Below are 22,852 nucleotides of genomic sequence, written 5' to 3'. Positions count from 1 at the left end.
GCCGGTCATGCGGCCAGTCTATCAGCTACTCTGCAGCCTCGCTATGCCCGAGACGGGCGTTGAGCTTGCGGATCAGCTCCTCGGCGGCTTCCGCGATCACGGTGCCAGGCGGAAAGATCGCCTCCGCACCGGCGGCATAGAGCGCGTCGTAATCCTGCGGCGGCACCACGCCGCCGACGATGATCATGATGTCGTCGCGGCCCTGCTTCTTCAGCGCGGCCTTCAGCTCCGGCACGGCGGTGAGATGGGCGGCGGCGAGCGAGGAGACGCCGAGGATGTGGACGTCGTTCTCGACCGCCTGCCGGGCGGCTTCGTCGGCGGTCGCGAACAGCGGCCCAATGTCGACGTCGAAGCCGATGTCGGCGAAGGCCGAGGCGATCACCTTCTGGCCGCGATCGTGCCCGTCCTGGCCGATCTTTGCGACCAGGATGCGCGGGCGGCGGCCTTCCGCCTCCTCGAAGGCGTCGATCAGCGCCTGAACCTTCTCGACCTGGTTGCCCATGCTGGACGCCTCCCGCTTGTAGACGCCGGTGATGGATTTGATCTCGGCGCGGTGGCGGCCGAACACCTTCTCCATCGCGTCCGAAATTTCGCCGACGGTCGCCTTGGCTCGAGCCGCATCGATGGCGAGCGCGAGCAGATTGCCGTTGCCTTCGCCGGCCGAGCGCGTGATCGCCGCGAGCGCGGCATCGACGTCCTTCTGGTTGCGCTCGGCTTTCAGCCGCGTCAGCTTGTCGATCTGCAAGCGGCGGACGTTGGAATTGTCGACTTTCAGGATCTCGATTTTGTCCTCGTCGGTCGGCTTGTACTTGTTGACGCCGATCACCGCCTGCTTCCCGGCGTCGATCCGCGCCTGCGTCTTGGCGGAAGCCTCCTCGATACGCAGCTTCGGCAGGCCGGCCTCGATCGCCTTCGCCATGCCGCCGAGCTCCTCGACCTCCTGGATGTGGCCCCAGGCCTTGGCCGCGAGGTCGCGCGTCAGCCGCTCGACGTAATACGAGCCGCCCCAGGGATCGATGATGCGGGGGGTGCCGCTCTCCTGCTGCAGGAACAGCTGGGTGTTGCGGGCGATGCGGGCCGAGAAGTCAGTCGGCAGCGCCAGCGCCTCGTCGAGCGCGTTGGTGTGCAGCGACTGGGTGTGGCCTTGCGTGGCCGCCATCGCCTCGACGGTGGTGCGCATCACGTTGTTGAAGACGTCCTGCGCGGTCAGCGACCAGCCCGAGGTCTGGCTATGGGTGCGCAGCGACAGCGAGCGCGGGTCCTTCGGGTTGAACGGCTTGAGCAGCTTCGCCCAGAGCAGGCGCGCGGCGCGCAGCTTGGCGACTTCCATGAAGAAGTTCATGCCGATCGCCCAGAAGAACGACAGGCGCGGTGCGAAGCGGTCGACGTCGAGGCCGGCAGCAAGGCCGGCCCGCAGATATTCGACGCCATCGGCGAGCGTATAGGCAAGCTCGAGGTCCTGCGTCGCCCCGGCCTCCTGCATGTGATAGCCGGAGATCGAGATCGAGTTATATTTCGGCATCTTTTGCGACGTGTAGGCAAAGATGTCCGAGATGATCCGCATCGAGGGCGCGGGCGGATAGATGTAGGTGTTGCGCACCATGAACTCTTTCAGAATATCGTTCTGAATGGTGCCCGACAGCTTCTCTGGCGGCACGCCCTGTTCCTCGGCGGCGGCGACGTAGAGCGCGAGGATCGGCAGCACCGCGCCGTTCATGGTCATGGACACGCTCATCTGGTCGAGCGGAATCCCTGCGAACAGCGTGCGCATGTCGTAGATGGAATCGATGGCGACGCCGGCCATGCCGACGTCGCCGCCGACGCGCGGATGGTCACTGTCATAGCCGCGATGGGTGGCAAGATCGAACGCGACCGAGAGGCCCTTCTGGCCCGCCGCGAGATTGCGGCGGTAGAACGCGTTGGAATCCTCCGCCGTGGAGAAGCCGGCATATTGCCGGACGGTCCAGGGCTGATTGACATACATGGTCGGGTAGGGGCCGCGCAGATAAGGCGCGATGCCGGGATAGGTCTCGAGGAAATCGAGCCCGGCGAGATCGGCCTCGCCATAGGCTGGCTTTACCAGGATGCCCTCCGGCGTCAGCCACGGCTCGGCGCCGCCTGACGGCGCGGCAGTGGCGGCTCGCTCGAAGGCAACGTTGGCGAAATCAGGAATGCGGCTCATGGTTTCAACCATATCATAGACGCTCAATCATGATCCGGATGCTGATGGCTGACGATGGTCGCCATCTTCTCCGGTCCGTAATTCTGCTGCGTGGTCTGGCTCGGCAAATTGGCGATGCCGACCACCCAGCCGAGGCGGGATTCGGTGCCGAACTGCCGCGTCGGGATCACGCGGTCGGGGCGGTCGAATGCGCCGGTCATGATCTCGATGCGGTCGCCGTCGATGCGGCCGAAGCTCAGCGGCGTGCCGCAGGCGGCGCAAAAGCCGCGCTCGGCGATGGTGGAGGAGCGGAAGAACGAGGGCTGTCCCCTGGTCCAGGCAAAGTCGGTCTTGTTGATGTCGGCAAAGGAGGCGAATGGCGCACCGGCGGCCTTCTGGCACATGCGGCAGTGGCAGATCGAGACCTTGGTCGGCGCCGTCATGACAGCAAAGCGCACGGCGCCACATTGGCAACCGCCGGTGAGAACGGGTTTGCTGGTGTCGGTCATGGCTGCTCCATCCGTCGATAGGCGTCTTGCAGCGTGGCAAGCGCATCGCCTCCGGCGAAGACAAAACCCGTGACGCCGGCGGCCCGCAGCGCCGCCTCGGCATCGGTCGGGCGGCCCGCCAGATAGATATGTCGGGCGCCCGCCGTTTGCAGGGCCTTCGCGGCAGGTTCCGCACGATCGGCATAGACCTTGTCGCTGGAACAGAGGCAGGCGAGCTCGGCGCCGGAGGCCTTGAAGGCGGCAACCAGCTTGGCCGGATCGGCAAAGCCTTCGCTGTCCAGGGCCTCGATGCCGCCGGCCTCGAAGAAGCTCTTCGCGAAGGTCGCGCGCGCCGTGAAATCGGCGGGCGTGCCGAGATTGGCCAGGAACACCTTTGGCCGCGCGCCGCGTGCCTTCAGCACGGCATCCGACTTGTCGCGCAGCGCCTCGAACGGCTCCGCGAGCCGGATCGGCGGCAGCGGATCGAACTTGTATTTCTGCTCGCCGTACGGTGCCAGCGCGATCGACGTCGCCTTCAGCACGGTGGCTTCGCTCTCGCGCAGGTTTGGAAACTCGCTGGCGCCGGTCAGGACGTCACGGCGCTTTGCGATGTTGGCGTCACGCGCCTTTCGTGCGGCCGCGACCTTGCTCTGAAACAGGCCTTGCTGAAGCGCGGCAAAGGCGCCGCCGGCCTTTTCGCTCTCCTGGAACAGCGCCCAGGCGGCCTCGCAAAGCTGCGCGGTCAGCGTCTCGATGCCGCCGCTGCCTGCCGCGGGATCGCTGACCTTGGCGAGGTTGCTTTCTTCCAGCAGCAGGAGCTGCGTGTTGCGCGCCACGCGCCGCGCGAACGGATCGGGCAGGCCGAGCGCCAGCGTATGCGGCAGCACCGCGATCGCGTTGGCGCCGGCGAGCCCGGCGGCAAACGTCGCGACGGTCGCGCGCAGCATGTTCACATAGGGGTCGCGCTGCGTCAGCATGCGCCAGGCCGTATCGGCGGCGATGAACAATGGTTTCGGCGCGAGCCCGCACGCTGTTTCGATCCGCGCCCACAACAGCCGCAGCGCGCGGAATTTGGCCATGGTCAGGAACTGGTCCGCATCGGCGGAAAGCCGCGCATAGACCAGGCCCTGCGCCTGCTCGAGGGGAATGCCGGCGCCTTCGATCGCGCGCAGATAAGCGACGCCGCAGGCGAGCACGAAGCCGAGCTCCTGCACCTCGGAGCCGCCGGCATCGTGGATCACGCGTCCGTCGGCGGAGGTGAACGGCCCCTTGAAGCCGAGCCCGGCGAGCCCCTTGATGGCTCCGGTGATCGCGGGTGCGATTTCGTCCCAGGTATAGGGGCTGTGCCCCCACACCGCGCCGGCCGCGAGCGGATCGAGACCGAAGCGGATGTTGCAGGCGGCGGGATCGAGGCCCTTGCCCTTTACATATTCCGCGACGTGGATCGCCGCCATCCGCGATTGCGGACCGATCTCGAGCTCGAGGCCGATTCCGGCGTCGAGATGAATATCCTTCAGGACCTTTGCCACCGCGTCGGCTGCAGGTTCCAGCCCGAAACCGTGCGCGCCATTGGCGCCGGCGAACACCAGCGCGAGCCCGGTCGCGCCGTTCTCCAGATCCTGCAACGCCTGCGCATTCGCGAGCGCCGCATCGGGATGGTCGATCCGCTGGATGACTTGCCAGGGCGCTGCGGCCGGCCGCCCCACCACGGGCGCAACGCCTTTGGCGCGCGGATAGAGCGGATCAATCTTGATGCCGTCATAGGTCTTGCCGACCAGCTTCTCGAACGGCGCGCCCTTCAGCACGCCGTCGACCAGCTTGCGCCAGTCCTCGACCGTCGCCTTGGGAAAATCCGCCGCCAGCGGCAGGTCGTCAGTCACGGAGGTCATGCGGCGAGGGGCTCCCGAACGTATCGTTATGCGCAGGCGAAATTGCCACGGCGGACCGTCCCTGCAAACGGTTGTTTTTGGTTAACCGGTATCCGGAAGCCGCTCAATGCCTTGCGTCGAGACGCTGGCGAGCCCGTCGCGCACGCGAATGCCCGAGATCACGCGATCGGGCGCGATTTCGGCCAGCGGCACCAGCACGAAAGCGCGCTCGAACAGGCGCGGATGCGGCAAGGTCAGGTCAGGCTTCTGCAAGGACAATTCGTCATAGGCGATCATGTCGAGATCGAGCGTGCGGGGACCCCAGCGCCGATCCTTCTGCCGCATGCGGCCGAATTTCTGCTCGACCCTCTGCAGCACGAACAAGAGCGCGTGCGGATCGAGGTCGGTCTCGATCTCGATGCAGGCATTGATGAAGGCAGCCTGATCCTCATCGCCCCAGGGCGGTGTGGCATAGTCCGAAGAGCGCGCGATCAATGCGCCTTGCGCCATGCCGCAGATTTGGGCGATCGCCTTGCGGAACGTCGCGCGGACATCGCCGACATTGCCGCCGAGCGCGATCAGCACGCTCGCCATCTCAGGGATGCCGCGAGCGCGTCAGCACGATGCCGACGTCGTCGAAGATCGCGGCGATTGGCGCATGCGGCTTGTGCACGGTGACCTTCACGGCGCGGATGCGCGGGAAGTGCGACAGGATGGCGTCGGCCACCGCGCCCGCCGCGCGCTCGAGCAGCTTGTAATTGGTGTTCTTGAAGGCCGACGTCGTCGTCGCCACCACCTCGGCGTAGGACACCGTATCGGCGAGCCGGTCGCTGCGCGAAGGCTCCGACAGGTCGGTATAGAGTTCGAGATCGATGACGAAGCGCTGGCCGACCTCGGTCTCGTGATCCATCACGCCGTGGCGGGCGTGGATCGACAGCCCGGTGACGAAGATCGTGTCGGTCATTGCTTGCCCTCGATTGCGTTCGCCACCCGCAGCGCCTGCAAGGTCTCGGCGACGTCATGGGTCCGGATGATCCTGGCGCCGCGCTGCGCGGCGATCAGATGCGCGGCGATCGAGCCGGCCAGCCGCTCCTTCGGCTCGGACGGCGACACCGAGGCGATGAAGCGCTTGCGCGAGGCGCCGACCAGGATCGGCAGGCCGAACATCTCGAATTCGCGCAAGCGCGCCAGCGCGGTCATGCTCTGCTCGGCGGTCTTGCCGAAGCCGATGCCGGGATCGAGCACGATCTTGTCGCGCGCGATGCCGGCCTTTGCGGCGATGTCGAGCGAGCGCAGGAAGAACGTCTTCATGTCCGTGATGATGTCGATGGCCGGATCGGCATCGTCGCGGTTGTGCATGACGATGACGGGCACGCCCCTTGCGGCCACCAGCGGGGCCATGGCGGCGTCGCGCTGCAGGCCCCAGACGTCGTTGGCGATCGCCGCGCCCTGGTCGAGCGCGAAAGCCACCACCTCGGCCTTCATGCTGTCGATCGAGACCGGCACGCCGAGGGCTACGACCCCGGCCAGCACCGGCTTCAGCCGGGCGAGCTCATCCTCCGCCGTGACCGGCCGGGCCCCCTTGTAGGGCCGGGTGGACTCGGCCCCGATGTCGATGATGTCGACGCCGGCCTCGATCATCGCCCGCGCGCGTGCGAGCGCCTGCTCGGGCGCGACGAACTCGCCGCCGTCGGAGAAGGAGTCCGGGGTGACGTTGAGCACGCCCATCACCGCCGGGATCGGCCGTTCCAGCAGCGTCCGCAGCACATCTGGCCCGGCCGAGCCGGCCGGCGGGACGGATGGGGAGGGCGAGGCATTCATGCGGGTGGCTTTAGCGGGCGGGGAGAGGGAGTTCAAGCGGAGACGTTGCCTCGTGCCCCGGACGCAGCGCAGCGCTTCTTCAGCGGTGCGCTGCAGAGCCGGGGCGGGCCTATGTTGCCGAGAGCAGTTTGCGCGGTATGGGTCCCGGCTCTGCGCCGCAACGCCAAGGGCGTTGCAGCGCGTCCGGGACATGAGACCGAACGCGAAGCTAATACGTGATCTTCGGCTGCAGCTTCTTCGCCTTGGCGATGATGTCGCCGACCGACTTCTCGGAAGGCAGGATGCGCAGCAGCTTCTTCTTCTCGTTGGCGTCGCGCATGCTCTGGGCGAGCCTTGCCGGATTCCTGTAGGCGAGCTCGCGCACGGTGGTGACGCCGGCGGCGCGGACCAGGCCGACCTTGGCCCGGCCCATGCCGGGGATGCGCATGTAGTCGGACACGTTGGCCCATTCCAGCAGCAGCTGCTCGCTGATGCCGGTCTTGGCGGAAAGCGCCTTGCGGCCCTTCACCGTGCCGGCCGCCTCGAGCAGCGCGTCGGTGGTGCGGATGCCCTGCGCCTTCAACTTGTTGGCGGCAAAGACCGACAGGCCCTCAATCTCGGAGATCGGATATGTCATGATGCTCGATATGAAATGCCGAAGCTTCAGGCGAACTGGCTGAGGCCCGGCGTCCCCGCAACGATCCTGCCCATCTGATCTGCTCCGATTTTGTCTCGACCGTAGCGGAAAAGTTCACGGGCGACGTTTTGAATTTCGGACATGCCGAGCCCCAGGCCCATCAGGCGCGAGCCGACCGCCATCAGGCCGCCGCCCATCAGCCGCGACAGTCCGCCGCTGCTGCGGGATGCCTCGATCGCGGCTTCCGCTCCGGGAATCTGATCAATCAGGGCCTGTACGCTATCGGGAGGACCCTCGCTGCGGAGGAAGCCCAGGATGATGCCGACGGTCTTTTCAGCGACAGCACTATCTATGCTGGCGTTTGTCGCCAGCCGCCCGATCAGTTCGTCCATAAGGTCCGCCCCTCAGCCGGTTGCATGCCGGAGTATTTCTTCGAAAATGATCTTGAGCCGGTGTGATGTGAAATTCAAGCGATGAACGCGGGCGTCGGAGCGATTCATCTTCGAAGGCGCGAAAAGTGTTGCAGCGGTGCAAGAGCGGAGATGGAATCGGCGAAAAATTGCCGCGTTGCGAACGGCTCGCCCCTACTTTCGGCTGATGTTGTCCGTCTGTTTCCGGCAATGTCGCATGCTTCGACTGCGTTGAACGGTTTTAATCGGCGCGCGACATGCGCTAAACTACGGAACTGGTGCATTCGAGTTTCGATACGTGAAACCCGGCAAGAAGAGATCAGAGAGAAGAATGACCGCACAGGACAGCAAGCTCGGCGATACCGACGACAAGATCTTCGTCGGCAAGGGAGACGAGCAGGCCTGGCTGACGCTGGCGCTCGCCAATCGCCACGGCCTCGTCACCGGTGCAACCGGAACCGGCAAGACCGTGACGCTGCAGGTGATGGCGGAAGGATTTGCGCGCGCGGGTGTTCCGGTCTTCGCCGCCGACATCAAGGGCGACCTCTCCGGCATCTCGGAGGTCGGCGTGCCCGCGGACTTCATCCTCAAGCGCGCCTCCGGAATGGGTCTGAATTTCCAGCCCGACCAGTTCTCGACCGTGTTCTGGGACGTGTTCGGCGAGCAGGGCCACCCGGTGCGCGCGACCGTCACGGAAATGGGGCCGCTTCTGCTCGCGCGTATGCTCGATCTGAACGACGTGCAGGAAGGCGTGCTCAACGTCGCCTTCCGCGTCGCCGACGACGCCGGACTGACCCTCATCGATATGAAGGATCTGCGCGCGCTGCTCGACGCCATCGTGCCTGATGGCGGGAAGAAGGCGGCGGACGCGGAGGAGAATCCGCTCGCCGCCATCCGCAAGGCCGCGCAGGGGTTCGGTAACGTCACCAAGGCCACCGTCGGCACCATCCAGCGCCAGCTCCTGGTGCTGGAGAACCAGGGCGGCACCAAATTCTTCGGCGAGCCCGCGCTGGCGCTGCAGGACTTCATGAAGACCGACCGCGACGGCCGCGGCATGGTCAATATTCTGGTTGCCGACAAGCTGCTGCAGAGCCCCAGGCTTTACGCAACCTTCCTGTTGTGGATGTTGTCGGAGCTGTTCGAAGAGCTGCCCGAGGCCGGCGATCTGCCCAAGCCGAAGCTGGTGTTCTTCTTCGACGAGGCGCATCTCTTGTTCAATGACGCGCCCAAGGCGCTGTTGGACAAGATCGAGCAGGTGGTCCGCCTGATCCGCTCCAAGGGCATCGGCGTCTACTTCGTGACACAGAACCCGATCGACGTGCCGGACCGTGTGCTCGGACAGCTGGGTAACCGGGTGCAGCACGCGCTGCGTGCCTTCACCCCGCGCGACCAGAAGGCGGTCGCGGCTGCGGCCCAGACCTTCCGGCCCAATCCGAAGCTCGACACGGCCAAGGTGATCACGGAGCTCGGCAAGGGCGAGGCGCTGGTGTCCTTCCTCGAGGGCAATGGCACGCCGGCCATGGTGGAGCGGGTGATGATCCGTCCGCCGTCGGCCCGCATCGGATCGATCACGCCGGACGAGCGCAAGGCGATCATGGCTGCAAGCCCGGTGAAGGGCAAATACGACACGGCCGTCGACGAAGAATCCGCTTACGAGATGATCCAGAAGCGCATCGCCGGCACGGCGGCGACGGCCGACGGCCCGGCTGGCGCGAGCGGCGGCGGCATTCTCGGTCAGCTCGGCTCGATCGTCGGCACCGTGTTCGGCACCAACGTCAAGCGCGGCCGGATGTCGACGGGCCAGGTCATCGCGCGCGATGTGACGCGATCGGTCACCAACCAGGTGATCGGCGGGATGGCCGCCAATATCGGCAAATCGCTCGGCGGCCAGCTCGGCGGCTCGATCGGCCGCACGCTGGTTCGCGGCGCGCTCGGCGGATTGCTGCGGCGCTAGAGCATGATCCGGAAAAGTGCGAAGCGGTTTTCCGAAAGATCATGCGCAAACAACAACCTGAAGCGCGATGACAATTCAGTCTCATCGCGGTGTAGGCAGCCCGCTATGCGCATCCTTCCAGAGGCGCGCCGTCGGCGGGGTTGCGATGTCGTGACGTGGCTGGCACCGCCGCGGCCGCGGCGTTAAAAGCGTTAGACGTCTCGACACCGGCAATCAGGAACACGACCATGGCCAATGCGCAGCTTCAATCCGTGCTCGACCACATCGACAAGGACTTCGACAACAGCCTGGAGCGTCTGTTCGCGCTGCTCCGGATCAAGTCGATCTCCGCGGAGCCGGCCTTTGCCGGCGATTGCAAGGCGGCGGCGGAGCATCTCGCCAAGGACATTGCGAGCCTCGGTGTCGCCACCGAGGTGAGGCCGACCGCGGGCCATCCCGCCATCGTCGGCAAGACCGGGGCCGGCGGGCGGCCGCACGTGATCTTTTACGGCCATTACGATGTGCAGCCGGTCGATCCGCTCGATCTCTGGCACCGCCCGCCGTTCGAGCCTGTGGTGACCGACCACGCCGACGGCCGCAAGATCATCGTTGCGCGCGGCGCCGAGGACGACAAGGGCCAGGTGATGACCTTCGTCGAAGCCTGCCGCGCCTGGAAAAAGGTGACGGGCTCGCTGCCGATCGACGTCACCTTCCTGATCGAAGGCGAGGAGGAGGTCGGCTCGAAGAATTTCGTGCCCTTCATCGAGGCCAACAAGGACGAGTTCAAGGCCGACTACGTGCTGGTCTGCGACACCGGCATGTGGGACCGCAACACGCCGGCGATCACGACCTCGCTGCGCGGCCTGCTCTATGAAGAGCTGAAGATCACCGCCGCCAATCGCGACCTGCATTCCGGCGTGTTCGGCGGCAGCGCGATGAACCCGATCCGGGTGCTCACGAAAATTCTGGGCGGCCTGTTCGACGACGACAACCGCATCACCATTCCCGGCTTCTATGACGGGGTGAGGGATCTGCCGCCCGACATCTTCGCGCAATGGAAGAAGCTCAACCTGACGCCTGAGATGTTCCTGAAGCCGATCGGCCTGTCGATCCCTGCCGGCGAGAAGGGGCGCCTTCTGATCGAGCAGGCTTCGTCGCGCCCGACCTGCGACGTCAACGGCATCTGGGGCGGCTATATCGGCGAGGGCTCCAAGACGGTGATCCCCTCGCATGCCTCGGCCAAGGTCTCGTTCCGCCTGGTCGAAGGGCAGGACCCGCAAAAGATCCGCAAAGCCTTCCGCGATTACGTCACCGCACGGCTTCCGGGCGACTGCAAGGTCGAGTTCGGCGACCATTCCGCCGCACCCGCCGTCGCACTCGACTGGAACATGAAGCCGCTCGCCGCCGCCAGCAAGGCGCTCACGGACGAATGGGGCAAGGAGACCGTGCTGATGGGCTCCGGCGCCTCGATCCCGATCGTCGCCGACTTCAAGCGCACGCTCGGCCTCGACTCGCTGCTGGTCGGCTTCGGCCTCGATGACGACAACATCCACTCGCCGAACGAGAAGTACGACCTGCGCAGTTTCCAGAAAGGCATCCGCTCCTGGGCCCGCATCCTGGCGGCACTGGCGGAGGTGAAATAGGCGCGGGTGCCGTAGTGCGGTAGTGCCGTAGGGTGGGCAAAGCGTAGCGTGCCCACCACCTCTCAGTGATTCCAAGAGAGAAGACGTGGGCACGCTGCGCTTTGCCCACCCTACGAGATCTGGCCAACAAAAACGCCGCCCGGGATTGGGCGGCGTTTCATTCCAGAACGTGCAGAGGTAGTTCGGCGAAAAGACTACCTCAAATTCGTGAAAATCTCAAGACCGATAGCCCGGAAGCTCGCGGTCGAGCTTGCGCAGCAGCGGCGGCCACACCAGGTTGGTGGCGCGCAGCTCGGCGCGATCGCGGTTGGCGAGCAGCTCGCTGTTCTTCTCGATCGCAGTCTCCTCGACCGGATAGACCGGCGTGCCGAGCGCGCGCGTGCGCACCTGCATCGAGCAGGCGCGCTCGAGGTGGTACATGCGCTCGAAGGCGGAGGCGACCGAGCGGCCGACCGTCAGCGTGCCGTGATTGCGCAGCAGCATGTGATTGTGGTCGCCGAGATCCTTCTGCAGCCGCGGCCGCTCGTCGTGGTCCAGTGCGATGCCTTCGTAGTCGTGATAGGCGAGGTCGTGGGTGACGAGCTGAGCGGTCTGGTTCAGCGGCAACAGGCCTTCTGCGCTGCTCGACACCGCGGTGCCGTCGAGCGTGTGGAGGTGCAGCACGCAGATCGCGTCCTCGCGGACCTCGTGGATCGCCGAATGAATGGTGAAGCCCGCCGGGTTGATGCTGTATTCGCTCTCGGAGAGCTGGTTGCCGTGCAAATCGACCTTGACGAGGCTCGAGGCCGTGATCTCCTCGAACATCAGCCCGTAGGGGTTGATGAGGAAGTGATGATCGGGGCCGGGCACGCGCGCGGAGATGTGGGTGTCGACCAGATCGTCCCAGCCGTACAGCGCGACCAGACGATAGCAGGCGGCGAGATTGACCCGTTGCTGCCATTCGGCCTCCGTCATGTTCGACGGCATTTCCTTCAGGCGCACTTCCGCTGGCGACATGGCTCATCTCTCCGAACATCGTTGTTGCGGGGAGGGAGCGTAGCCCTGGTGGTGAGTGGCGGCAAGGCGCGTCAGCAGCGCGGCAGTCAAGCGTAGCCCGCATGCTTGTCCGCCGTAGCTCGAAGAGCGAAGGCGGAAGCGCTACGGGAGAAAATCATCAGGGCGCCGGGATCGACAGCAGGCTGGAGATGCTGCGGCCGCGGATGTCGTAGACGCGGGCGAACACCACATCGTCGCGCTTGATCTCGACCATCACCGGCGCGGTGAGGCCCTTGCAGTAGAACTCGCTGAGCGTCATGGCGAAATCGGCCGCGTTGGAATCCCAGCCAATGGTGAAGTCGGGGCCGAGGGCGACCTGCGCCGGGCGCTGCGGACCGCACACCGCGACCTTCCATTTGCGGTTCGCAGGCGGCACCTCCTGGCGCTCGACGATCTGCTCGCGCAATCCGTCGGAGGCCTGCTTCAGCGCGAGGCCCCAATAGTCCAGCATGAAGCGGCTGTCGGCGCCGCGCACGGTGCCGGCGATGTGGTTGAAGTGCGTGTATTGATAGGGATGCAGCCGGATCATCTCGGCGAGCGGCAACGCGAGGCCGAAGCAGAAGGTGGCGAGCACGACGGGCTGCCAGGTGCGGTGATTGGCGCGCAGGCGCTCCATCGCCCGGGCGAAGGCGACGCCGGCGAGCACCGCCATCGGCGGAATCACGAACACGAAATGGCGGATGCCGTTGTACAGCGCCGGCCGCTTCACCATCGCGATCACAAGCGGCAGGGTCGCAGCCAGCGTCAGCATCAGCATGATGGGCTTGCGCCGCGCCGGCACTTCGCCTCGCGCCAGCATGGCGAAGGTGCTGAACACGGCGCCGGCCATCAAGACCAGCATCACCTCGGGCAGCTGGAGCGCGAACAGCGTCGGCAGATAGGACCACGGCATGTCGGGCACCGACACGATCGCGCCGTCGAACATCTCCTTCCACGGCTTCTCGAAGAAGTGCGAGAAGTAGGTCAGGGCCTGGAGGGGATTGCCGGGCTCCATGATCGACCACGGCCAGATCAGGCCCATCACGAGATAGCCGAATACGAGGCCGGGCAGCAGCACATAGACGACATGGGCGAAGCGGCGAACCGACTCGCGCAGGCCCTCGCTGCGCAGTTCCTCCAGCAACAGCGGGATGAAGCCGAGCAAGGCGTAGACCAGGGCGAGCCCGCCGAGAACGCGGCAGCCGAGCGAAAGACCGGCGCCGAGCCCGACGATCAGGATCGTGCGCGGCGAGGGCTGCGGATATTCCTCGGCGAGCCGGACGAGGCCCAGCATCAGGATGATCATGGCCACCGCGAAGGGCGCGTCCTTCGGGTTCATGAACATGTGGCCGTAGAAGATCGGGCACAAAGCGAGCAGCAGGAGTGCGGCAAGACCGGCAAGCGGGCCGCCGATGCGGCGGCCGAGCCGCCACGTCACCGCGAGCCCGATCACGCCGACGACGGCGCCGACCAGACGTCGCGTCTCGAACAATTCGAGCGGAATGATTTTGTGCAGGAGGGCCGCGACCATGTCGAAGCCGCCGCCATACATGTAGAGATTGGCGAAGGAGAGCGCCGCAATGTCCTTGAAGCCGGAACCGAACATGCGCAGCAGCAGGTCGGCATATTCAGCATGGGTGTAATCGTCCCAGCCGAGGCCGTAATCGCGGAAGGTCAAGCCTGCAATGACGGCGACCACAGCCAGCACCAGCATGGCGAGATCGTCGCAAGTCCGTTCGACCGAGCGCCGTTGAGGCGTGTCGATCGCCGAAGTCGTGATGGATGTCATGGCTATCGGTGCCCCGGAATCCCCTCTTGGCCCTGCTGGTGCGCGCGGGCCTCAACCCCGGACTCCCTATAGCGCAGTTCCATTACCAAGTAATTGGGCATTATGGCTAAAATCCTGATGCGCCGCAGCAATTCCCGATTTCAGAGCAGCCTAGCAGTAGCGAGCCCTGTCTGAAGGGAATGTGAATAAGTCCCTGATTTCCTTCCCATTAGGAACGCGGGTTGTAATTGGCCGTTGGCGCGGACCGGCGTATGACGATATCGTGGCGTGACGGGTCGCGTGTGGATGTGTGCGGCCGGGGGTGAGTTCGATGACCTTGGCATTGTTGATCGCGGGGATTTTCGCCGTCGTGGCGGGCCTCCTTTCGATCCTGTTTGGCTTCTCCGTCAGGGAGTTCAGCCTCGGCAGTCCCCTCATAATCGCGGGCACGATCGCCGTCTGCTCCGGACTGTTACTGGTCGGCCTCTATGCCGTGGTCACGGAGCTGCGGGGCATCGCTCGCCGGCTGGCCGGTGCGCCGTCCGAGGTGCGGGTCAGGCCCGTGCTGCCGGGCCTGGCAGCATCAGGCGCCGGTGCGCCCGAGCCGCTGCCTGTCTCGGCGGCAAGGACCGAGTCGGCATCACCGCCGCCACCGCCCGCAGGCCCGCCGCCGTGGCAGAGCGAAGCCGCCGCGCGCGAACGTCCGCGCCTCGAGACGCCGCCGGAGCCGGAAGCCCCGACGCCGCCGGCGGCTCCGGAAGCGCCGCGCCGGCGTAACCTGTTGTTCGCCTCGAGCTCGCGCAAGGAGCGCGAGCGCGCGGAGGCGAAGACGACCGAGGGGGCGCCGCCGCCTCACGAAGCACCCGCAGCGCCCGCGGCGCAGGACGCTCCGCCTGCCAGTTTCGACGACGCCTGGCCGAAGCCGGAGCGCATGCGCCCGCCGGAGCCGCCGGTCGGCTCGCGCCGGCCGCCGCCGCGCTCGCCCTCTGCGGAAGCCGCTCCCCCGCCGCCGCCCGCACCCGAGCCGCCGGCCGCGCCCGAGCAGCCGCCCGTGACCGTGCTCAAGTCCGGAATCGTCGACGGCATGGCCTATTCGCTCTATTCCGACGGCTCGATCGAAGCGCAGATGCCGGAGGGCATGATGCGCTTTGCCTCCATCGACGAGCTCCGTTCCCATCTCGACCAGCGCGGCTGAGGCGGCTGAGGTCAGCGCCGCCGTTGTTGTCACCTCGTCAGTCATCGACCTGTTTCGGCCCAACGCATTGTTGACAGGGAATAGTCCGGCGTCGTCTATCCCGTGGGGCGCAAGGTGGAGAGAGGGTGGGCCGATGTCGGACGCGGGGGCGAAGAATTTCATCGAGCTGACGGCGAATATCGTGTCGGCCTATCTCAGCAACAACCCGACGCCGGCTGCGGAGATTCCGAACCTGATCAGCCAGGTGCATGGCGCCCTGGTGCGGGTGTCGTCCGGCCGCGCCGAGACCGCCCCGCTCGAACCGGCCAAGCCGGCGGTCTCGCTGAAGAGGTCGATCGCGCCCGATTATCTGGTCTGCCTGGAAGACGGCAAGCGGTTCAAGTCGCTGAAGCGCCATCTGCGCACCCAGTACAACATGACGCCGGAGCAATACCGCGAGAAATGGGGCCTGCCGGCCGACTATCCCATGGTCGCGCCCAACTATGCGGTGGCGCGCTCGCAGCTGGCGAAGCAGATGGGCTTGGGACAGCAGCAGCGGAAGAAAGGGAAGTAGTGCGGGTCACTGCTCTCGTAGGGTGGGTTAGCGCAGCGTAACCCACCACTTCTGCTTCTGCGGATAGAGAAGCGGTGGGTTACGGCTTCGCCTAACCCACCCTACGAAGCCTCTTACGTCGCTTCCGCGAGCGCCGCTTTCGCGTCTCTCTTGATGCGCTCGACCATCGAGCGCAGGCCGTTGGAGCGTTGCGGCGTCAGGTGATCGCGAAAGCCGAACTCGTCGAACACGGCGATGGCGTCGGTCGCCAGAATCTCCTGCGGCGTGCGGCCCGAATAGAGCGACAGCACGATCGCGACCAGCCCGCGCACGATATGCGCGTCGCTATCGCCGCGATACCTCAGGATCGGAACACCCTTGCTGCAGTCGACCAGCTTCTGGAGCCAGACCTGGCTGACGCAGCCGTTCACCTTGTTCTCGGCGGAGTGCTCGGCCTCCGGCATCGGTTCCAGGGTTCGGCCCAGCTCGATGACGTACCGGTAGCGGTCGTCCCACTCGTCCAGAAGCTCGAAATTGTCCCTGATTTCGTCGATCGTCGTCATGCTGGCCCAAAGTTCCCGCTTCCCGCCAATATAGGGATGCGAGGCGCCGAAATCGATAGGGTTTGACGCTAATTCGCCGGCGGGCCGCGCCATTCCAGCGCGAGGTCGTCCTGGCTCAGGGTGTCGCGCGGCGCTTCGCTCGAGGCGGCATCGCCTTCGCCGGCCATCGCGATCGAGCCGGTGTGGTCGGGGGCCTTCTTGTCGTTCTTGTCGGTCTTCTCGTTCTTGTCGTTGCTGATCTGCTCTTTCTTGTCGTTGATGATCTGGTAGATCTTGCGCGCGCCGTCCTGGGCGCGCTGGCCGATGATGGTCGCGGCCTGTCCGCCGACCTCGCAGGCCGCCGGCTGGCGCTTGCAGAACTGGGTCATGTCGGAGACGGCCGCGGTCGCAGCCTGAACCGCGTCGGCAGCGCCGATCTGCGGCAGCTTGTCCGATTCGGGCGTCTTGTCCCGTGGCAGGAGCACCAGCACCAGCCCGAGCCAGAATGTGATGCGGAGCAGAAAACGCATCTTATCGACCTGTATGATAGATCCCGTCCGCGGCGATGGTCCGCGCGCGTTTCGACCTAGCAACTCTCGATAAATCGCAAGTCATTGCCTTGAGCTTAATTCGCGGAAAATTGACGCAAAATTCTTCGGGATCGACGGCGTCGTAAATTTTCGATTGACGCCGCGGCCCGTGATTCTGCCGGCAGGCATATCCACCAATTCGAAACCATCAGCGGAAAGGTGAAACCCTGTGTTCACCATCCGCAGCGAAGACGTCGTCAAATCGTCTAAAAAGCCCCGCGATGTCCCGGCGTCCGGTCGCGTGCCGCGCCGCCTTAGCACTCGTTTAAGGTCGCTCTGACACGGTGGCTCAACGACAAGGAGGCGTTCCGGCGCGTCTTCTACGACGATTGAGCCGAAGCGCGAGACCCGTGACAGTTTTGAGTATCATCCGCGATTGTCTCGATGCACTGCTGCATCCCTCCGCGCGTTCCGATGCGCTGATGCGAGCGCGCCACCGTGCCTTCATGGCGCCGCGGCTGCTCGGCAGCCTGGGTGCCTTCGCCGCATTCCCGGTCTATCTGGCCCTGCGGGGCGCACCGAGCGCGGTCGAGGTCGCCGCTTTCGCATGGCTGATCGCGCCGATCCTGTTGTCCTGGTTCCTGTCGCGCACCGGACGCTATGAAGGCGCGCATGTGCTGTCGTCGCTGGCGCTCGCCGGCCTGATCATGGCGGTCGCGGGCTCCACGGGCGGCATCGAATCGTTCGCCGCGGTCTGGCTGGTCGTGGTTCCGCTCGAAGCCGCGCTGTCGGCCTCGCGCCGCGTCGCCGCCTTCGCCTCCTTGCTCGCACTGTCCTGTGCGGGCCTCCTGATCCTACTCGGTCAGCTCGGCTGGCTGCCGCCCGCAGACATCAGCGCCGCGGACCGCGGCGTGCTGATGGCCTGCGGTGTCGTCTCGGCGACGCTCTATGCCGCGGGCCTTGCCTTCGGCGCGGAATCGCTCGCCCGCACCAGCGTGGCGCTGCTTGCGCGCGAAGAGGAGCGCTATCGCCTGCTCGCCCGCAACATGAGCGATGTGATCTCGCGGCATCAGCGCAACGGCGCGGTGCAGTTCATCTCGCCGGCGGCGGAGGCCATGCTCGGCGTGCCCGTGGCGCAACTGCTCGGTCATGGCCTGTTCGACCGCGTCCACGTCGCCGATCGCCCGGCCTATCTCACCGCGCTGTCCGATGCCGCGCGCGGCGAGGTGCGCAGCGTCGAGTTCCGGCTGCGGCGCGAGGCTGACGGTTCGGAGCGCGGTCAGGTCGATTTTCTCTGGGTCCAGATGCGCTGCCGTCCGCGCGACGGGGATACGGGCCATAATCCGTATAGAGTCGTCACACGTGAGGCCGACGTCGTCGCCGTGATGCGCGACGTCACCGACCACAAGCTGTCCGAGCAGGCGCTCGAGCAGGCGCGCAGCGCCGCCGAAGCGGCCGATGCCACCAAGACGCGCTTCCTCGCCACCATGAGTCACGAGCTGCGGACGCCGTTGAACGCCATCATCGGCTTCTCCGAGATGATCGCGCAGGAGCAGACCCTGATGCTGGGCGCGGCCCAGCGCCGGGAATATGCCCAGCTCATCAACGATTCCGGCCAGCATCTGCTGTCGGTCGTCAACGGCATCCTGGACATGTCGAAGATGGAATCGGGCAATTTCGAGATCGCGTCCGAGCCGTTCGCGCCGCGCGCCTCGCTCTTGCATTGCTGCAATCTCCTGGCGCTGAAGGCGCGGGAAAACGGCGTCGACCTCGTCACCGACGCGCCGCACGACCTGCCCGTCATGACCGGCGATCCCAGGGCCTTCAAGCAGATCGTGCTCAATCTCGTCGCCAACGCCATCAAGTTCACCGAGCGCGGCGGTCAGGTTTCCGTTTCCGCCGCGGTGACCGGCTCGCAGTTGATGCTGCGCATCAGCGACACCGGCGTCGGCATCGCGCCCGACGATCTCAAGCGCATCGGCGCGCCGTTCTTCCAGGCGGGCAGGACCTATCAGCGCCGTCACGAAGGCACCGGCCTCGGATTGTCGATCGTGAAGAGCCTCGTGGCGTTGCATCTCGGCGAATTGACGGTACAAAGCAGCCTGGGTGAGGGCACCGCCGTCACCGTCAGGCTGCCGCTCGTCTACACGCCGCCGCAAGTCAAGCCGGCCGAGAGCAAGATCGCGACGCTGACGCCGGTGCTGCGCCAGGAACTTCAAGGTCAGGAGCTTCAAGACCAAGCTCACGACCAGTCTCAGGACCAACCCGCTCTGGTGAAGAAAAGTGCCTAAGAAGTCTGCCAAGGACGAAGCCGCTCCGCGCCGCCGTGGTGCCAAGGCCGCGACTGTCGATGTCGAGACCGAGCGCAACCTCGTGATGCGCGTTCTGCTGCACAGCCCCAAGGACACGCTGGCCGGTCTCGTCGCCGTCGCTGCGATCGGCGCGATCGTTGCCAATGCCCTGTTCCTGCAGACCGGCCGGCACCCGGCGCCGATGTTCGGCACCGTGATCAATCTGCCTGCGCCGTCATCGATGCAGCTGTCGAACCCCTTGCCGCGTCCGCGCCCCGTCGGCGCCGATACCTCGCCGCTGGAGCCGCGCGCGACCGAGTTCCGCGCCGAGCCCAAACCTGCCGAGCGCGCCGCCGAGAAGGCGCCGGAGAAACCCGTCGAGGCGACCGCATCGACGCGCGCGAACGATCCCATGACCAATCTGGTCAAGGCGACGACCTCGGCGCCGCCGTCCGCCATGCGCCCGCCGGCCCCGATTCCCGTGCCGCAAAGTCCGGCCGCGCGGCGTATCGCCGGCGTGCAGCGCGCGCTGTCCGAATACGGCTACGGCAATCTGAAGATCACGGGCACGATGAGCGGCGAGACCCAGGCGGCGATCCAGAAGTTCGAGCGCGAGCACAAGATGCAGGTCACCGGCCAGCTGTCCGATCGGCTGCTGCGCGAGCTCGGCGCCGCGATCGGCCACCCCGTCGAATAGAGCGCATCCCGCTGTCATTGACGCGGATCAACTTGCGGCCTCACGCGAGGCTGCGTCCCGCCGGCGCGATTTGCTTGGGATCAATGACGGCAGCCGGCTTCGCGGACCATGATCGCCCATCTTCAACGAAGAAGAGAGGGTGCCATGTTCAAGGTCTCCGTTCTGGTCTGGATCATGCTGGGTACGGTGCTGGCGGGCGTCAGCCTGATTGTGGTGCTGATGGTGCCGGGCTTCGCCGCCGACTCCATCAGGAACATCCCCTATGCGGTCGCCGTCGGCTTTGCGCTCGCAATGCCGCTGTCATACCTCGTCGCGCGCCAGATCAATGGCGGGCAAGGGCAAGGCGTCGGGAAGGCGTAACAATCGGACGCTGACACTGGCGGCGCGCGTCGCACTGGCCTATCGTTCGACTCATGCGTTTGAAATCAAACATATGGGTCGCCGCCTATCTGCGCCGGTGCCAGACCGAAGGCGTGTTCGGCGCGGTGCGCCGTCGCGGTGCCGAGGAGGCAGGAGCGGTGTTCGTGAAGGTGTCGCTGCTCAACGGCCATGCGATGCTCTACGTGCCGGCCCCGCAGACCTCTTACGACGACGGCCGCCCGGTCGATCGCTTCTTCGTGCCGGTCGCGCCGCAAGCTCTGCCGGAGCACACCGTCGAGGAACGGCTGATCAGGGAAATCCGCTTCGATCCGGACGCTTGGATCGTCGAGACCGAGGATCGCGCCGGACGGCATTTTCTGGAGCTGGCGAAGACGTGACTGCAGCCCCGCCGTCATTGCGAGCGTAGCGAAGCAATCCAGAATCCGTCCGCAGAGCGACTCTGGATTGCTTCGTCGCAAGAGCTCCTCGCAATGACGAACTCGGAGGGATGCCGCGCCCACCACGCTCAGCGTCAGCGCGCGAACGGGATCACCGCTCCGACGACCCGCCGGTGCCCTTCCGCACCGCCGGCATCGCACCCGGCTGTACGCCCGGCCGCGTCTGGGCCGCGCCGGCGCGCGCGCGCTGGCGTTCGCCGTCGTGCAGGGATGGCTGGTACTTGGCGCGGGTGACGGCGAGCGTCGAGCCGCGCCAGGCCGCCAGCATTACCAGCGCCGAGCGATCGCCGAGGCGGTCGTAGAGCCGCGCCAGCCGGTACACCTCGTTCACGGAATTGCCGATCTCCGGCTTGAAGAACAGCAGGATGCGCTGGAAGTTCGGGCTCGGCATGTCGAGCGCGCGCGCCGCGACCGCGAGGGCTTCGCCGCCGGCATCGTCGACGATCTGGGCTGCGACGCGCGAGGGCAGGATCAGGCTGTCGCCGAGCTCCAGGGCGAAGCTCTCGACGTCGCCCGCGATCGCCGCCATCTCCAGGATCTGAATCGCGCGCTTGGCACGCACGGTCGGGATCCGCGGCGCGGCCTTCAGCGGGGTCTGCGCCAGGTTGTGCAGGATCAGCGCGCGCTCCGATGGGCCGGCGCCGAAGAACATGTCGTGGATCTCGGCGGCGTCCTTCGGCTGCATCGCCATGTTGGCGGCCATGCGCCGCTCGGCATCGCTCGGCGGGCGGGCCGGGGAGGGGGGCGGGGCGGGCGCCGGAATCTCGCGGGCGAGCGGAACCCTGCGGCCTTCCTGTGCTGCGACCAGCCCGAGCTTCTGCAACACCGGGACGGGCGTCTGCGGATAGATCGCGAGCTTGGCCTTGACGGCCGCGCGTGTCGCATCGTCGACCTGGTCGATCAGCCGTGTCGCAAGCTCGGTAAATTGACGCTGCTCGTCGTCGCTGTGGATGCGCGTCTGGACATAAAGGTCGGTCAGCACGCGCAGCAGCGTCGGCCGAACATCGACGCCTTCGCGACGGGAGAGGGACATCAGCCCGTCGAATCCGGGAAACAGCGACTTGGTCATGGAGAGATACGCGACCTGGAAAAGATACTCGTCCCCAGCCTAGCGCAGGCTCCTTTAAAGGCTCGTTAAGGAAAACGAGGCGTGAAGGCCGCCGCTTGCTTTGGAGCAATCTCGTCCCTGAACGGGACGCAGCGGCCGGCCCGTGCGGCTACGGTCCGAACCCGACGTTTACACCCCGTTAACCATGAGCTGATCTTAATGAATTGCATGTTGCACGGGCGCGTTCGGTCGCGCGGCAATTGAAGAGAGCTGACATGGGGACCATCATTGAATTTCCGGCCGGTCGCCGGGTGGGCTCGTCGGGGGATGTCGCTCCGCGCCCGGACATGGGAACGATCCTGATCCTTCCCGTCATCCGTATCGAGCGCGAGGCAGATGAAACCAGCGGCGACCGCGACCCTGAGCAGGGCACCGCGCCGGGGCGCCGTCGTCGCCGTCGCTGACATCCGGCTTCATGCAATGCCGGACACCGTCCGCCAGATCCGGCCCGTCAGATCGGCCGTCCTGCTCGCGCTGCTCGCCGCCACGCTCGGCGCGTGCAGCGGCGGCGATTTCGGCCGCACCCGCGCCGACATGCGCAGCGACGACATGCATCGCTGGCTGGGCGCGGAGGTCACGTCCAGCGTCGGCCTGAGGCCGTCGCAATTCCAGCTCACCGACGAGGAGCGCCAGCTGCGCGACCTCGCTTATCCCATGATCGAGCCGCCGCTGTCGCGCCCCGCATGGAAGAGCGTGTTCGGCGACTACAAGGCGTTGCCCTCGCCCTGGCGGCAGAAGGTCGTGTTCGACCGCACCATGTACGGACGCACGCTGATCGACGAGCCGCACCGCTCGCACTCCTCGCGCTATGCGCAGCTGATCGAGGACGTGCGCAACGACATCACCCGCTTCGAGCCGTTCTTCGCCTCGGCGATCCGAGTCATCGACCTCGACAGGAAGCGCGATGCCAGCATGGCCCGCGTCTCCGCGCTCTCGCCGAGAGAGCGGGACGATGCGGTCGCGCGCATGCAGGAGAACTCGCTGATCGTGCAGTGGGTGCAGCAATGCCTGGAGCAGCGTGTCTCGTCCTATCGCTGGGCGCTGGAGCGGCTGGTGATCCAGGCCCCCGACGGCATGGCCGCCGATGCCGACCGCCTGATCGGCGAGCTCGCCGCCCAGACCGCCAACCCGCCGGTCCAGGCGCAACCGCCCTACGGCCGCGCGGTCATCTCGAAGGGCTGAGCGCGCGGGCCGCCGCCCGTCAACGCGGGCGATCGTGCCGCGGCTTGCCGGCGCGACCGGGCCGGACCCGGCTGTCCCCCGCAATTCCTGGCCCCTCACGCCGGACGGGCCGTCGAACCCCTCTTGAGCGCGTCCGGGAACCGCATTGATAGCGCTTGTCCTTCCCGGCCAGGGGGATAGGATTGTCTCGTTTCTTCAAAGTCATTTATCCGAAGGTTCTTCGAGATGAGCTTAG

23 protein-coding genes are annotated in these 22,852 nt (G+C 66.1%); 10 read left to right on the top strand and 13 right to left on the bottom strand.

Annotation, left to right across the window (positions count from 1 at the left end; translation table 11 throughout):
- Window positions 1–25: 25 nt before the first annotated feature.
- The 8 genes from scpA to D6B98_RS07135 all read right to left on the bottom strand — a co-directional run bounded on the left by scpA (window position 26) and on the right by D6B98_RS07135 (window position 7,346).
- Complete coding sequence (scpA, locus tag D6B98_RS07170) at window positions 26–2,182, bottom strand: methylmalonyl-CoA mutase (protein WP_126256748.1); 2,157 nt, start codon at window positions 2,180–2,182, stop codon at window positions 26–28.
- Window positions 2,183–2,205: 23 nt separating this feature from the next.
- Window positions 2,206–2,670: a GFA family protein gene (locus tag D6B98_RS07165; protein WP_126256245.1), complete on the bottom strand. Its 465-nt coding sequence runs from the start codon at window positions 2,668–2,670 to the stop codon at window positions 2,206–2,208.
- A complete protein-coding gene (locus D6B98_RS07160; RefSeq protein ID WP_126256244.1) occupies window positions 2,667–4,538 on the bottom strand; it encodes a methylmalonyl-CoA mutase family protein in 1,872 nt (623 codons plus the stop codon). Before D6B98_RS07160 ends, D6B98_RS07165 begins: the two co-directional genes overlap by 4 nt.
- An 81-nt stretch (window positions 4,539–4,619) precedes the next feature.
- Window positions 4,620–5,111: a 2-amino-4-hydroxy-6-hydroxymethyldihydropteridine diphosphokinase gene (gene folK, locus D6B98_RS07155; protein ID WP_126256242.1), complete on the bottom strand. Its 492-nt coding sequence runs from the start codon at window positions 5,109–5,111 to the stop codon at window positions 4,620–4,622.
- A 1-nt stretch (window position 5,112) separates the two neighbouring features.
- Window positions 5,113–5,481: a dihydroneopterin aldolase gene (gene folB / locus D6B98_RS07150; protein WP_126256240.1), complete on the bottom strand. Its 369-nt coding sequence runs from the start codon at window positions 5,479–5,481 to the stop codon at window positions 5,113–5,115.
- Window positions 5,478–6,338 (bottom strand): dihydropteroate synthase, encoded by an 861-nt coding sequence (gene folP, locus D6B98_RS07145; RefSeq protein WP_126256238.1) that lies wholly within the window; start codon window positions 6,336–6,338, stop codon window positions 5,478–5,480. The genes folB and folP overlap by 4 nt, the downstream gene beginning before the upstream one ends.
- 208 nt (window positions 6,339–6,546) lie before the next feature.
- Entirely contained in the window at window positions 6,547–6,954 is a 408-nt protein-coding gene (locus D6B98_RS07140; protein ID WP_097662917.1) for a DUF4332 domain-containing protein, read from the bottom strand.
- A 26-nt stretch (window positions 6,955–6,980) separates the two neighbouring features.
- Window positions 6,981–7,346, bottom strand: a complete 366-nt coding sequence (locus tag D6B98_RS07135) for a DUF2267 domain-containing protein (RefSeq protein ID WP_126256236.1) — start codon at window positions 7,344–7,346, stop codon at window positions 6,981–6,983.
- 349 nt (window positions 7,347–7,695) lie between these two features.
- Between D6B98_RS07135 and D6B98_RS07130 the strand changes: the two genes are divergently transcribed.
- Window positions 7,696–9,318, top strand: a complete 1,623-nt coding sequence (locus D6B98_RS07130) for a helicase HerA-like domain-containing protein (RefSeq protein ID WP_126256234.1) — start codon at window positions 7,696–7,698, stop codon at window positions 9,316–9,318.
- A 227-nt stretch (window positions 9,319–9,545) separates the two neighbouring features.
- Window positions 9,546–10,940: a M20/M25/M40 family metallo-hydrolase gene (locus D6B98_RS07125; protein ID WP_126256232.1), complete on the top strand. Its 1,395-nt coding sequence runs from the start codon at window positions 9,546–9,548 to the stop codon at window positions 10,938–10,940.
- 216 nt (window positions 10,941–11,156) lie between these two features.
- On the opposite strand, the gene D6B98_RS07120 is transcribed toward D6B98_RS07125, so the two are convergent.
- Together D6B98_RS07120 and D6B98_RS07115 are read right to left on the bottom strand one after the other, a co-directional pair.
- Window positions 11,157–11,936 carry a class II aldolase/adducin family protein gene (locus D6B98_RS07120; protein ID WP_126256230.1) on the bottom strand — a complete coding sequence of 260 codons (780 nt, stop codon included), beginning with the start codon at window positions 11,934–11,936 and terminating at the stop codon, window positions 11,157–11,159.
- Between the two features lie 157 nt (window positions 11,937–12,093).
- On the bottom strand, window positions 12,094–13,743 hold the full coding sequence (locus D6B98_RS07115; protein WP_126256228.1) for a glycosyltransferase family 39 protein: 1,650 nt from the start codon (window positions 13,741–13,743) through the stop codon (window positions 12,094–12,096).
- Between the two features lie 310 nt (window positions 13,744–14,053).
- Between D6B98_RS07115 and D6B98_RS07110 the strand changes: the two genes are divergently transcribed.
- The gene (locus D6B98_RS07110; RefSeq protein WP_126256226.1) at window positions 14,054–14,917 is read left to right on the top strand and encodes a DUF308 domain-containing protein; all 864 of its coding nucleotides are present in this window, start codon (window positions 14,054–14,056) and stop codon (window positions 14,915–14,917) included.
- Between the two features lie 133 nt (window positions 14,918–15,050).
- Entirely contained in the window at window positions 15,051–15,470 is a 420-nt protein-coding gene (locus D6B98_RS07105) for a Ros/MucR family transcriptional regulator (RefSeq protein ID WP_126256224.1), read from the top strand.
- A 113-nt stretch (window positions 15,471–15,583) separates the two neighbouring features.
- Here the strand turns inward: D6B98_RS07105 and D6B98_RS07100 are convergent, their stop codons facing one another.
- The gene (locus D6B98_RS07100) at window positions 15,584–16,012 is read right to left on the bottom strand and encodes a SufE family protein (RefSeq protein WP_126256222.1); all 429 of its coding nucleotides are present in this window, start codon (window positions 16,010–16,012) and stop codon (window positions 15,584–15,586) included.
- 68 nt (window positions 16,013–16,080) lie between these two features.
- The gene (locus D6B98_RS07095) at window positions 16,081–16,521 is read right to left on the bottom strand and encodes a DUF5330 domain-containing protein (RefSeq protein WP_126256220.1); all 441 of its coding nucleotides are present in this window, start codon (window positions 16,519–16,521) and stop codon (window positions 16,081–16,083) included.
- Window positions 16,522–16,931: 410 nt separating this feature from the next.
- Between D6B98_RS07095 and D6B98_RS07090 the strand changes: the two genes are divergently transcribed.
- The 4 genes from D6B98_RS07090 (at window position 16,932) to D6B98_RS07075 (ending at window position 20,267) form a co-directional block, all read left to right on the top strand.
- Window positions 16,932–18,812 (top strand): sensor histidine kinase, encoded by a 1,881-nt coding sequence (locus D6B98_RS07090; RefSeq protein ID WP_164718450.1) that lies wholly within the window; start codon window positions 16,932–16,934, stop codon window positions 18,810–18,812.
- Window positions 18,805–19,509, top strand: coding sequence for a peptidoglycan-binding domain-containing protein (locus D6B98_RS07085; protein ID WP_126256216.1), 705 nt, complete (start codon window positions 18,805–18,807; stop codon window positions 19,507–19,509). The genes D6B98_RS07090 and D6B98_RS07085 overlap by 8 nt, the downstream gene beginning before the upstream one ends.
- A gap of 144 nt (window positions 19,510–19,653) precedes the next feature.
- Complete coding sequence (locus D6B98_RS07080) at window positions 19,654–19,869, top strand: hypothetical protein (RefSeq protein ID WP_164718449.1); 216 nt, start codon at window positions 19,654–19,656, stop codon at window positions 19,867–19,869.
- A gap of 53 nt (window positions 19,870–19,922) precedes the next feature.
- Entirely contained in the window at window positions 19,923–20,267 is a 345-nt protein-coding gene (locus tag D6B98_RS07075) for a DUF1491 family protein (RefSeq protein ID WP_126256213.1), read from the top strand.
- 151 nt (window positions 20,268–20,418) lie between these two features.
- Here the strand turns inward: D6B98_RS07075 and D6B98_RS07070 are convergent, their stop codons facing one another.
- Entirely contained in the window at window positions 20,419–21,396 is a 978-nt protein-coding gene (locus tag D6B98_RS07070; RefSeq protein ID WP_126256211.1) for a DUF2336 domain-containing protein, read from the bottom strand.
- Window positions 21,397–21,650: 254 nt separating this feature from the next.
- Here D6B98_RS07070 and D6B98_RS07065 point away from each other — a divergent pair, with 254 nt between their 5' ends.
- Both D6B98_RS07065 and D6B98_RS07060 read left to right on the top strand, forming a co-directional pair.
- Complete coding sequence (locus tag D6B98_RS07065) at window positions 21,651–21,839, top strand: hypothetical protein (RefSeq protein ID WP_126256209.1); 189 nt, start codon at window positions 21,651–21,653, stop codon at window positions 21,837–21,839.
- Between the two features lie 16 nt (window positions 21,840–21,855).
- Window positions 21,856–22,617, top strand: coding sequence for a hypothetical protein (locus tag D6B98_RS07060; protein WP_126256208.1), 762 nt, complete (start codon window positions 21,856–21,858; stop codon window positions 22,615–22,617).
- Window positions 22,618–22,852 lie beyond the last annotated feature (235 nt).

The sequence above is a fragment of the Bradyrhizobium sp. LVM 105 genome, assembly GCF_003957705.1.
Lineage (GTDB): Bacteria > Pseudomonadota > Alphaproteobacteria > Rhizobiales > Xanthobacteraceae > Bradyrhizobium > Bradyrhizobium frederickii.
Note: the sequence above shows the minus strand (reverse complement) of the source record. Positions and strands in the feature narration are given on the sequence as shown.